Below are 11,915 nucleotides of genomic sequence, written 5' to 3'. Positions count from 1 at the left end.
GACGGGTTCGGAATGAATACGACAAAGGGAGTATTATTTTTTGCCGGTATGCAAAACCGCATTTCCAAAAACGAAGTTTTTATACCGGACATCTTTAAATCCGTGCTTTTGGAATAATTCTTTCAGAGAATTCTGATCGGGGTAGGTTAACGAAGACACCGGTAAATAATTGAACATTTCGTTTTTCCCTCCCCAAAGGAGATACCCAAGAAGTGGAACGATTCGAAAAAAATAGAAATTCGCCAACCATCGGACTAGCGGATGCTTAACTTTACCGACATCAAGGTTTGCAAATATTCCTCCGGGTTTTAAGATTCTATAGATTTCCGAGATCGCTTTATCTAAATTATCCACGTTTCGCAGGCCGAACCCGACGCTCACCGCGTCTAGGCTAGCGGACTGAATGGAGGAAAGGTTTGTCGCATCGCCGAGCTGAACTTGGACCCGACCTTTCTGTATTGGGCCAGCCAATCTATGCCGTGCAACATCGAGCATTCCTTCCGAAAAGTCTATAGAAAGTAATTTGTCGACTTGCAGTGACCTTTCTAGTCTTACCGAGATGTCCCCGGTTCCGCAACATAAGTCTAATACTCGAATCTTCTGCCCAGCCAGTTCCTCGATTTCCTTTACGAGTTGATTCTTCCAAATTCGATGTAGGAAAAAGCTATTCCAATCGTTGAAGCGATCATATTTGGCCGCGATAGCGTCGAAATTCTGCTTAACGAACTGCGCTTTGGCTTCGGTGGTCGGCATTTGGAAACTAGTCATTTCCCTTAGCTTTTTTTTTAAATCCGCTTTGGCAAGAGCGATTCAAACTAGGTCTTGCGGTCGACATGAAAGGTTGCAATGTCTACTTTGTGAAAAAGGAATCGAGGTAAATGAGTAACGGTATTTTAGGTAACGGTTGGGACTGGGTTTCTATTGCGATCGGAATTCTTTCAATCTGGAATTTAGCGACATTCATTCATGTTTTGACGACCTTACCCAAACGCAGAATTAATTTACTCAAAGGGTTCGTTTCCGGGACAGATCCCGGGGTCTGGGAAGAGCGAGTTTCTGCGGCGCTTTTTCCGCTTGAAACCAAGCTTTCTTGGATTCGCCACCTAGCGGGCATTGCAACTATGCTCGGCCTATTAGGAACGGTGCTCGGGATATCCGAAGCCTTTTCCGCGCTGCAAGCAGCGGGGACGGTGAGTCTGGATGCGTTTGCCGGCGGAATTCGATTGGCATTGGTCACTACGATTCTCGGGTTAGCGGTCGCTATCCCATCGTTATTAGGTTATCAATATTTAAAGCATCGCTTACTAGATCTGGAAAGAGACACGCTCTCATGGACAAAAATTCCGCCCGGAGAAGCGAAATGAGAAAGTCCATTCTGCGAGAGGAAGAAGGAGCGATAGATCTAACCAGTTTTATCGATGTAGTCTTCATACTTCTTGTTTTCGTAATGTTAGCGGTAAGCTTTCGAAAGGAAATTCGTTCGATTCCTTTGGATCTTCCGCAAGTCGGAATCGGCGAGGATCCCAAAGGCGATCGAATCGAAATCGCACTTTTACCGAACGGATCGTTTCTCTGGAACGGAGTCAATTTGGATAGAAGCGGTTTGGAAAAAGAACTGGGATCCGGAAATTTAAAAGGTAAGGAAATTCGTTTCTTTGCGGATGAAACCGCCGATTACGGCGAAGTCGTAAAAATTTTAGATATAGTTAGACGATCTGGAATCGATTCCCTGGAACTCGCCGTTAAAGGATCTAAGTAGACGAGGAATCCGACGTCCCTAACTTCGGATTGTTCTTATGCCGATCCTTATCGCGATCGGTGTTTTTCTCCAAAGTGGCGCGAAAGGCGTCCTCCATGGAAATTCCCATTTGATTCGCGAGACAAATTAATACAAAGAGAATATCTCCTAATTCCTTCGGGAGAGCGTCCGGATCTTCTCCTTTTTTAAAGGACTGGTCTCCGTATTTACGCGCGACTAGTCTTGAGAATTCTCCGACTTCCTCCATTAGGATGGCAAGGTTTGTTAACTCGGAAAAATATCGTACTCCGAAATTTCGAATCCAGTCATCTACGGATTTTTGCGCTTCGTCGAACGTCATGATTTATTTTCCTGAATTCTTCTTATGAGGCACGGTCTTCGCTTCCAAGTAGGAAATTAGAATCTTAGTGGGTTCCGCGAAACAGCCTCCGCTTAAATGATGCGGGTCTATGAATTTTTGACATTTTACCTGGTCTCTATAATCTTCTAGATCCAGGACCAAAGTTTTCGGATATTCTAGTACTAGTTGTTCTCTCAAGCGAATCCAATCAGGATAAAAAGGGGATTGTTTTACTTTTTCCGTAAATTTGGAATAGAGTAGAGGCGACCAGAGAACTACGGTTATTCCGTTTTGAGAGGCCCTTTTTAAGAATTCTCTAAGAAAAGCGACTTGAGTTTCCGAGCGTTTATAATTGCGATACGTATCTCTATGGATTCGTTCCGCTTCCGAATCCAATTTATCTTCGGGAGTGTTTGCCAGAAGAGTATTGGGAATTCCACCTTTAAATCGATCCGACTCGTCCGTCAATTTGCTTCGAATCGCCATTAAATAGGCAAGCTCTTCGGGATGCTTGAGTCTTGAGGCTGCTTCCTTAAATCTAGGCGGAAATACTGAAGTTCGAAATACCCTCGCTCTCAAAAAAGTGTCCCAATCGGTCGTAGAGAACACATTCCAATGTTCCAAGAAATACATCGAATCATAGGAATATCGTAACGCATATCGGTTGGCAAAGTCGGTAGCCGAATCCGGATAATATTCTAAAATCGCGAAATCCAGCGGGATTTTTTTATCCAATAATCTTTCTAAAGTATACGTATGAAACGAATAAGGCGCGGAAGGAGCCGAGAGGTTATAAACGATAAGGTTCGGATTTTCTTTATGAATCTCGGAAAGTGAAATTTCTCCCATATGCGAGGTTCCGAAAAAAGTCATAACTTTTTGATCAGGAGACTTGGAATCCGTTTCCTTCTTCATCGTATCTAAAATACGACCCTTCATCTCATAAAAATAATATTCTGCGCCCGATTCCGTATAAGGTCGAACCCATTCGGAAGATAAAAGTTTGTCCCAGAAGAAAGCCAAGGCTGCGATTCCGAGTGGAATCCAAAGAATCTTTCTATAGAAAAGTGGGAATTTAGAGTTCTTTGCGGTTTCCATGAATCTATCCTAAAAAGCGAAGTAAATAAACTCTTGGCCCTTACCGGCATAATTTCCGAAGAAAAGAGCGGCGACTAAAAGAAATGCAACGAGAAGTTTTCCTCGATTCCTGTGAAACCACATCGGATATCGTTTCGGTTCTTCCAGGGCATGGAATAGGAAACCTCCGAGGAGAAACGGTATGATTAAATCGAAAGATAGGAAGGCGGCTTTACTCTCGGGTTTAAATCCGAAAAATCCGTTCTTCAGAAAATATAAAGAATCCGAGATCGTAAAAGCTCTAAAGAAAGCGACGGCGAAAACGAAAAGCAAGTACGTCCAGATCATCCGTATTCCTTGAAAAAGTTTTCCCTGGGCCGGAAGAATCTGAATTCCATGTCGCTCCATAAACCGTTCGATCGTTAAAAAGAATCCGTGCGAAACTCCCCATGCGATATAAGTCCAATTGGCTCCATGCCAAAGTCCTCCTAAAGCAAAGGTAATCGTTTGGTTTAGATTAGTGCGAAGTTCGGAGAGTCTGTTTCCTCCCAGTGCGAAATACACATAATCGCGTAACCATGTTCCCAATGTGATATGCCAACGTCTCCATAGTTCGTGAACATTTTGGCTGAAGAAAGGAGAATGAAAGTTTCGCGGGATATTGAATCCGAATAATAAAGCGCATCCTCGAGCGACATCCGTATAACCGGAGAAGTCGGAATACACTTGCCAAGTGAACCCGTTTAAAGCTAAAAATAGGGAAAGACCTCCGTATTCCTTCGGTCTAGCAAATACGGGGTCGATCAAAACTCCTAGATTGTCAGCGATCAATAATTTCTTGCAGGCTCCTAAGCCTATCAGAAAGAGCCCGGTATAAATCGACGTTTTGTGAATTCTTAAGTGTTCTAAGCGTGGAAAAAAATCGCGAGCCCGCATGATCGGTCCGGCGACCAATTGCGGGAAGAAAAGTAAAAATAACGTGAAATGAAACAGACTCGTTCCTTCTTCCACTTTTCCTTTATATGCATCGATCATATACGCCATGATTTGGAACGTATAAAAACTGATCGCCAAAGGAAGAATGATCCGGAAAGGCATGGATGAAGTATCGAATAAGGACCATTTCGTTACGTAAAAAAGATTATCCGTGACGAAATAAAAGTATTTAAAGATCGCCAAATTCAGAAGATCGATAACGAGTATGGTTCTAAGTAAAACCTTACTCTTGGTCCGAATAATCGGTCCTAGAAAAAGATAATTGAGGAAGACGATTCCAAGCAGATGAAGAAGAAACGGAGGATTCCAAGAGGCATAAAAGACGAGAGAGGCGATTAAAAGAACCCACTCCCGAAATTTTCTGGAATTCCATGTCCAGTAGATGATGTAAACGATTAGAAAGAATAAGAAGAAAAGAGTGGATGTAAAAATCATTTACTTTGTTTTCCCGTATAACCTAATGCCGAAGGGAGATCTTTTACCATCGCTTCCGAAAATTTAATCATCCCTAATTTATTTAAATGGATTAAATCATAATAATAATCGCCGTTATTACTGCCATCCAAACTGGACTGATAATCCAATAAAAGCATTCCCGGTTTAATCTTTTCCAATTCCTCTTGCCAGATCCGATTTCTTTCCGGAGTTCTCCATGCCCGCACGATATCGCTGTAGGGGGCAAGGACCGCAATGATCCGAATCTCCTTACCGTTTTGTTTTCCGATTCTTCGAATATCATCGTGTAGAATCTTTAATCGGCTAAAAAATTTAGCGACGGCGGCGTCCGAGCCGACGACTGTCGGAGTTTTTCTCGCCAATATACAAGTATCCCAAACCGCCTTTTTATGGAAATGATCCGAGCCTTGCGGGATCGGTTGTCCGTTGGTAGGATCCGTGGCTCTTAAACAGGATTCCACGTCCTTAGCTTCCGGGTACATACTGATTCGGGCAAGGTTGGGATTTTCATAAGGCCATGGGTCGATCTTGGCTTCCTTTCTTCTTCTCCCTATGTCCTTTAGCCGCTTTGACGGATCTAAAAAGAAATCACGCATATCTCTGCGATATGCGACGCTTTTGAAAGTAAGAAAGGCCAAGTCATCGTAATTCACTTTGTAATCGAATTCATAGATTTTCTTAAAGGCCACGCTTCTTTCTAGTTCGCTTAACATCGATAGAGTATGGATTTCTAAATTTTGCAAATCCAACCATGGCGTGGAAACTTCCAGTACATGAATTACGGTATGCACGTTCTTGAACTGCGGGAGCAGTTTATGGACGATCGCGTCTTGAACTACTAATTCCGTTCCTTCCATTGCAAAGGATTGCATTCTCTCGCCGTAAGGTTCCAGCGTTTCATTTAGGATTCTGAGAGAAAGGCCTTGATGGGCTACGGAAGTTCCTAAAAGAACGACGGTAGGATCGAAGACGGCTTTCTTTTCCAGAACATATTCGGTGTTTCTTACTACATTCGCGGCAAAAGAACCTTTTTTTAAATACGGCCTATAAACGCCCGCTTGGAGACAGAGGTCGAAGCATACAAGGATCAGAACAGGTATCCAAAACTTTCTGTCTCGAATTAGGCTTAAATATGGATTCATTTCCCGATAACCTCAGAAATCGAAATACAGGAAGTTCTTACTTTCGGTAACACCGAATATCAAAAGTAAAAACGCGTTTGCTAAAAAGAACAGGATGAATTTTCTGCGATTCTCAACGATGGATTCGATCGTATTTTTAGAAAAATAGTAAGCCATCGTATAACAGACAACCAATAGTAACCCGTATTCGAAATTTACGTAGGACTTAACCGATTGGATTCCTCCCGGTACGATGAAGAGGATAGACTTCATCATATCCCAGGATTTAGTCATCGTTTCCGCTCTAAATAGAATGAACCCGAAGGCAAGGAAGAACATGGTCAGAATGCGGACAAAGACATCGTATGTTCTGCCCCCTTTTTCGTTGATCCATGCGGCAAACTTGGTCGCTCCGTATTCGCGGTGAACGGCAAGCATCACTCCTTGCCAAAGTCCCCATCCCACATAATGATAAGCCGCTCCATGCCAAACTCCCGCAAAAAGCCATGTTATGAATAGGTTTCTATAAGTGATAAGGGTTCCGGCTCGCGACCCACCCAAAGGAATGTAGATATAATCTCTTATCCATGTGGAGAAGGAAATATGCCATCTACTCCAATGGTCCGCAATGTTTCTCGCAACCATCGGAAAGTTAAAGTTCGGATCGAATTTATATCCGAATAATCTTGCGACCCCGATTGCAATATCCGTGTAGCCTGCGAAGTCAAAGTAGATCTGCCAACCGAAAGCCAACGTCCCGGTCCAGATTTCTATCGGATTGAGGGTCGTATAATTCCTAAACGTAAAATCGGTAACTTTGCCGAGATTATCTGCAAAGACGATTTTCCGAGTGAAGCCCATTAGTATTTGGCAAAATGCGATCTCTATATCCTGTCGAGTAACGGTATGAGGGTGATCCAAGTCTCGGAAGAAAGTATGTGCTCTCACGATAGGTCCCGCTACTAGTTGCGGGAAAAAAGAAACATAAAGAGCAAAATCTAAGAACGATTTGCGGGCCTCCAACTGCTTCCGAAAAACATCTATGGTATAACTCATGGATTGAAACGTGTAGAAGGAAATCCCGACGGGCAGAATGATCTTTAACGGATCTATCTTTGTAGGCCCTAGATTTTGAATGTCGGCGAATACTTCCAAAAGGAAATTCGTATATTTAAAGTATCCTAGAATACCGAGATTCGTGACTAAAGAACCGATTAAGCAGATTTTCCGGAACTTGTCGCTCGCTCCATCCCGGCTCATCAAAAGAGCCGCAAAGTAATCGACGATCATCGAAACGATTAAGATTAGTATATATAAGTTGATCCCAAAATCACAGAACGACTTATCGATCCAAAATTCGATCCAACTTCCGGTACGAAGATCGGTACATTTGATTGTGGCCGGGTGCCAGGCGTTGTAAAAGTAGAGACTTGCCAGAAGGAGGAAGAGCCTCCGATTGGTTCCTTTCAAAATCTTCGCTACGATCAAAACGATCGGCAAAAAAATCATGAAGTGGACGGAATTAAACAGCATGAGTGCGTCTTTCCTCGGTTCCTGAGCAGTTTTTTGCGGGAAGTGAAACCCACAACCCTATTTTAGAGTTCTGAAGGCGCTCATTCTTTTCCATAAACCGGCTCCGGTGTTATCGCCTTGTATTTGTCCTCGATTCCTTCGATAAAACTAACGGTCGGCCGTTCCGAACGAGGATAGGTTGAAAAAGTGAAGTTTATGCATAGAAGTAAAAGTAGATACGCAAATAACAAAATATGCCCGATTGCTCTCGTTCCGAAATACAAGTGTTCGAATATGAACGATCGTATTACCAATGCCGAAAAAATAAGAAGTGCTATTACGGTGGAAACCCAAAACTCGAAAAAATATCCTTCCCACCAAGTATAAAAAAACAAAGACGGGAGAAGCCAGAGAGCGAGAAGAGTTATTTCGATCTTAAAGTTTCGCCAAAGTCGAACGCAGTTAGCCAGGGCCAGTCCTAGACAGGCAACCCAAAAGCCTAGATTCAAATTGTAAGGTAAGGCTTTTAAATCCGTCGGATTTGCAATCTTGATTCTAAGTCCGTTTTTAACTCCTTCAAAGTTGAGAAAGGCGTCTCCGATACCCCGATAGAAATTCATAACGTAATCTTTGGCCCCTTTTGCGGCTCCCCATTTCTCTTGTGTCGCGTAAAGAAAGAGCCAATTTGCAAAATTCTTTTCGCTCGTCGGGGGCGAAGTGAGGTCCCTCTCCAAAATGATAAAACCCACGAATAAATAAGAGAGTGTCAAAGTAGAAACGACAGCGATCAAATAGATCGGAATGAGTTTAATTTTTTTGGAAAATTCCAATTCTGCTCCTTGCCATTCTTTGGCAAACAGCAAGGAGGCTGGTACGAGAGTTAAGAAGATCGTGTCCGACTGATGAAAATAAACGTTCCATACTTGCAGGAAGAACGCAAAGAATAGTTTCCCGGTCGACCATCCGTTCTTAGCATTCCATACGCAAAATAGATACAAGCATGCAGTAAGGCAGGAGTGAATCAAAGGAGTATCGTTATGTTGAGCGTAGAACCAAAATCCCTGAGTGCAATGGACTCCCAAGCCTAAGATCACTGCCCCGACGATGTCTTTGTACAATCTCCAATATGTCACCATCAGGACGAAAATAAATAGAATGGCGAAGTACAACGTCCTGAGGCGTAACCCGAACATAATCGAATCCGGACCATGAGCCCATCGCCAGAATTTAAGGTACAAATATCCGGTGCTTTCAAAGCCGATATGATGAGGATTGAAGAAGACCTTCCAAGCTTTGTCCGTATTAATATTATGAGTATAAACGATGGAGTCCCAGTCGTAATGTCTGGAGAGGAAGCGGAGATCGAATAAAAAAAGGGCGCCTGCTAGGCATCCTAAAAATAGAAATCCTTCCCAAGGCAACTTCCGAACGGAAAGTAACTTGAGCTGGGAGAAAGGGTAGAAAAGGATCTTTGTAAACGGATTCATCCTAGGAATGAAACAGCTCTTTTAAGAACTCCGAATTTTTGCGAGAAGAGAAATAAGGCGATTCCGCTATTAAAGAAACGTCTGCGCCCGGTGGTTGCAGAAAAAAAACGAGTTTTTCCAAGCCTAATAGCCTACGCAAGACTCCGCCTTTATGCAGAATTTGTAATCCTGATTGATTCGGTTCCCAGCGAACGGATTCCCCTCCCAACCAACCCCTTCGGGTAAGCTTTAGCTTAGCTCCTTCCCAATATAGGTTATTGAATAAATTTTTATCCAAAAAACGAACCAAATCCAGGAAGAACGCGAAAGCGATATAGCCGACGATAATTAAGGCGGAGTACTTGTAAAGTTGAGGATCCAAAAGTAACTGCAGTTTCAACACTTTGGGAATTTGAAGGAATTCCACAAACTTAAACAACCAAGTAGCGATGATCTCTCTAAACGGTAGAATCAAATTTAAAAATCCTGCATATATTCCTATGGATAATATTGCCGGGATCGGATTTTTACGAAGTTTTAAAGAGAGACTTTTCTTACTTCGTTCGTTAGTCGAGGCCTGAGCCCATTCCCACCAAGGTGAAAGTTTTTTCTCCGGAATTTTCGTACTACCCATACCCTTTATTCCTCTATTTTTCCCGGCTTTCTTTTTCTATTTTTCCAGAGTGTTACAAGACCTTCTTCAACTTCTTGCGCGGTGGAATCCCAAGACCATCTCCTGGACTTACCGCTGCGAAATCGAGCCCCTTTATTTCCTGCTTCCAACATAGCTTTGATCCAAGCTTCCGTATCTTTAGGAGATACGAAAAGGTCGATTTGCGAATCTAGGACCTCGTGAAAAACGGGGATATCCGAGGCGATGCAAGGTTTTCCTTCTTGGATTGCTTCCAAAAGAGGGAGGCCGAAACCCTCGTGCAAGGACGGAAACATAAAATAAGAACAATTTTTGTACAACCAACCCAATTCCCCGTCGTTGGGATTCTCGACAAAAAAAATCCCTTCGGATTCGAGCGAGCCGTTCCTAAGAATTTCGGTTAGACCTTCCGATTTCCAACCTAGGCGTCCCGCGAGAACTAAGGCAAACGGATAATCGAGATTTGTTCTTTTAAGAGTTCGATACGCTTCCACCAAGGTATTTAAATTTTTCCTAGGTTCCAATGTTCCCACGGAAAAAAGGAAATTTTTCGGTAAGATTTTATTCGGAGGAACGACGCTTTCAAATCCCTGGGCTCCCGGATAAACGACTTGCAACTTATCCGCCACGCTCGGTAAAAATTCCGCGATCTCTCTTTGAGTATTCTTAGAGAGACAAAATATTTTATCCGCCCGTTTAAGTGTCAGAGGAGAAAAAAAACGATGCTGCCAATAATTAGCAGTGGTCATCGTTTCCGGCGCTGAATGAAAATTTAGGTCGTGATAATTAACCGCCATCGGGATATTTCGGCCGAATACCGGCAATAGCTGGAGAGTCCCCCAAAAAATATCGATCCTGTGATCGCGAAACATGGACGGCATACTAAGATTCAACCAAAAAAGTCCGGGTAGCCGACTGGGAATAAAAACGGGCGCCTTCTTGGCTATTTCATGAAATACCGGATGAATGGGTTTATTAGAATAAAGGTAGTATTCTAAGGGGGAATTTTCATTCAAAACTCGCTGGAGAATCTCCGCGAGATAACGAGAATTTCCGTTGATTCCGTAAGCTAAAGGCCTAGCGTCCACCGCAATTCTAGGTTTATATTTTAAAGAATCTTTAACGATCATTTGCTGGCTAAATCGACTTTGATTCCGAATTATTTTTAGACTCGATAAAAAAGAGGCAGGAGTATTGAATTACGGAAATGTAAAATAGAAAGGAAAACATCATTAGCAATTCTTCCGCAGCGGATCCGACAATTGCTCGATTTAAAAGTAGAACCGTAAAAGAAAGAATTAGATACGCGCCGACAGATTTATTTTTACCGAATAAGGATTTCCATTCCTCGCGATTCGGAAATCTTTCCGTCCTCGGCCAAAAGGAAGAAAGAGCGAACGCCGTCGGAAAAAGTAAAAAGACGAATGCGTGAATCCAAGAAATTCCGCTAAACAATACGGAAAAGAAAAAGAGGCCGGACAAAAGAAACCCGTCCGAGGCGCCCTTATATGCCCGATATAAATACGGCGCGGCGATTCCGATGGAAAGAATATTTCCGATCCATTTGATTTGATTTAAAGTAAGTTCGACCAAGGGCATTCCGAATCGACCTTGATTCATGATATCCGCGTATTGTAGGAAATATTTCGCCAAAGTGGAACTTAAACTTTGGTTATTTTTCCAGGCCCGAATTGCCGGAGATTTTAGGTATTTCTCTAAAACGAGTTCGTACCAAGTTTGATTCATATTCCAAGTAAAGGAAGGTTCAAGCAACGCGGGAAGAAATGCCCACAGTACTCCGAACCCTAACGCATAGAATATAACGGAATACCTTCTCTTGACCAGAAAATAGAAGAGAAAAACCGCGGGGGTTATTTTAATTACGATTGCGAGCGCAAGCAGTAGTCCGGCCAACCAATCTTTTTTGACGGTAACGGAGGAAAGAATTAAGAAAATTAGAATGAAGCCGACTTGGTTGTTGTTTTGGTGATTTTCGATAAATCGAAAGCAAAGTAGAATGGCCGCTGTGAGGAATAGAAATTGCCTGTTCCGCCCCAAGAATTTTCCGATCAGAAAAAGACTCGCGACAAGAGCTCCGAAGTTAAGACAAAAGAAAATCGCAGATGAAACTTCATATTCTGAGAAAGAGAGAGGAATTAGTAAAAAGGCGAATGTAGGAGGATAAATATATGCGCCTACATTATCCATCTTAGTTTGCAGACGTAGAAAAATTTCCGGTTTAAGAATATCGTTTAAGTTTAACTTACCTGATTTTAATTCATCTGTTAGCTCTTCTAAAACGTCAAGATCATACAGGTCTTTCTGGATTCTAAAATTTTTAGAGGCTTCGAAATAATCTTTAAAGTCAGTGTCCTGAGATACGTGACTTAGCCCGTTTGCTAAAAGATACGCTAGCAGGGCTATAAAAAGGAGCAGGGGCCCCCGTTTTCGGAGATCGATCCGCATTCAGGTACTCTTTTCTGGAAGCCTCGAAAAGCCAACAAAATAACGGTTCTCGGTTGCCGTTTGACCCGGA

12 protein-coding genes are annotated in these 11,915 nt (G+C 42.7%); 2 read left to right on the top strand and 10 right to left on the bottom strand.

Annotated elements, in window-relative coordinates:
- Window positions 1-33: 33 nt before the first annotated feature.
- The gene (locus LEP1GSC050_RS04030) at window positions 34-753 is read right to left on the bottom strand and encodes a ubiquinone/menaquinone biosynthesis methyltransferase (RefSeq protein ID WP_010568490.1); all 720 of its coding nucleotides are present in this window, start codon (window positions 751-753) and stop codon (window positions 34-36) included.
- A 125-nt stretch (window positions 754-878) separates the two neighbouring features.
- Between LEP1GSC050_RS04030 and LEP1GSC050_RS04025 the strand changes: the two genes are divergently transcribed.
- Both LEP1GSC050_RS04025 and LEP1GSC050_RS04020 read left to right on the top strand, forming a co-directional pair.
- Complete coding sequence (locus LEP1GSC050_RS04025) at window positions 879-1,364, top strand: MotA/TolQ/ExbB proton channel family protein (protein ID WP_010568491.1); 486 nt, start codon at window positions 879-881, stop codon at window positions 1,362-1,364.
- On the top strand, window positions 1,361-1,759 hold the full coding sequence (locus tag LEP1GSC050_RS04020) for an ExbD/TolR family protein (RefSeq protein ID WP_010568492.1): 399 nt from the start codon (window positions 1,361-1,363) through the stop codon (window positions 1,757-1,759). The genes LEP1GSC050_RS04025 and LEP1GSC050_RS04020 overlap by 4 nt, the downstream gene beginning before the upstream one ends.
- Here the strand turns inward: LEP1GSC050_RS04020 and LEP1GSC050_RS04015 are convergent.
- The 9 genes from LEP1GSC050_RS04015 to LEP1GSC050_RS03975 all read right to left on the bottom strand — a co-directional run bounded on the left by LEP1GSC050_RS04015 (window position 1,752) and on the right by LEP1GSC050_RS03975 (window position 11,845).
- On the bottom strand, window positions 1,752-2,099 hold the full coding sequence (locus LEP1GSC050_RS04015) for a nucleotide pyrophosphohydrolase (protein WP_010409728.1): 348 nt from the start codon (window positions 2,097-2,099) through the stop codon (window positions 1,752-1,754). The two genes, LEP1GSC050_RS04020 and LEP1GSC050_RS04015, sit on opposite strands and share 8 nt — an antisense overlap.
- Window positions 2,100-2,102: 3 nt before the next feature.
- Window positions 2,103-3,197 carry a DUF1574 domain-containing protein gene (locus LEP1GSC050_RS04010; protein WP_010568493.1) on the bottom strand — a complete coding sequence of 365 codons (1,095 nt, stop codon included), beginning with the start codon at window positions 3,195-3,197 and terminating at the stop codon, window positions 2,103-2,105.
- A gap of 9 nt (window positions 3,198-3,206) precedes the next feature.
- The gene (locus tag LEP1GSC050_RS04005) at window positions 3,207-4,607 is read right to left on the bottom strand and encodes an MBOAT family O-acyltransferase (RefSeq protein ID WP_010568494.1); all 1,401 of its coding nucleotides are present in this window, start codon (window positions 4,605-4,607) and stop codon (window positions 3,207-3,209) included.
- The gene (locus LEP1GSC050_RS04000; RefSeq protein WP_010568495.1) at window positions 4,604-5,770 is read right to left on the bottom strand and encodes a hypothetical protein; all 1,167 of its coding nucleotides are present in this window, start codon (window positions 5,768-5,770) and stop codon (window positions 4,604-4,606) included. The genes LEP1GSC050_RS04005 and LEP1GSC050_RS04000 overlap by 4 nt, the downstream gene beginning before the upstream one ends.
- Before the next feature lie 12 nt (window positions 5,771-5,782).
- Window positions 5,783-7,282: an MBOAT family O-acyltransferase gene (locus tag LEP1GSC050_RS03995; RefSeq protein WP_010568496.1), complete on the bottom strand. Its 1,500-nt coding sequence runs from the start codon at window positions 7,280-7,282 to the stop codon at window positions 5,783-5,785.
- Between the two features lie 80 nt (window positions 7,283-7,362).
- Entirely contained in the window at window positions 7,363-8,748 is a 1,386-nt protein-coding gene (locus LEP1GSC050_RS03990) for a hypothetical protein (RefSeq protein WP_010568497.1), read from the bottom strand.
- A 1-nt stretch (window position 8,749) separates the two neighbouring features.
- Window positions 8,750-9,361: an LIC20162 family protein gene (locus tag LEP1GSC050_RS03985; RefSeq protein ID WP_010568498.1), complete on the bottom strand. Its 612-nt coding sequence runs from the start codon at window positions 9,359-9,361 to the stop codon at window positions 8,750-8,752.
- 5 nt (window positions 9,362-9,366) lie between these two features.
- Window positions 9,367-10,509: a glycosyltransferase family 4 protein gene (locus LEP1GSC050_RS03980; protein WP_010568499.1), complete on the bottom strand. Its 1,143-nt coding sequence runs from the start codon at window positions 10,507-10,509 to the stop codon at window positions 9,367-9,369.
- Between the two features lie 7 nt (window positions 10,510-10,516).
- A complete protein-coding gene (locus LEP1GSC050_RS03975) occupies window positions 10,517-11,845 on the bottom strand; it encodes a glycosyltransferase family 87 protein (protein ID WP_010568500.1) in 1,329 nt (442 codons plus the stop codon).
- Window positions 11,846-11,915 lie beyond the last annotated feature (70 nt).

Origin of the sequence: Leptospira broomii serovar Hurstbridge str. 5399, from assembly GCF_000243715.2 — a bacterium.
GTDB classification, from domain to species: Bacteria; Spirochaetota; Leptospiria; order Leptospirales; family Leptospiraceae; genus Leptospira_B; species Leptospira_B broomii.
The sequence above is the reverse complement of the archived record's forward strand: the minus strand, read 5'-3'. Positions and strand labels throughout refer to the sequence as shown.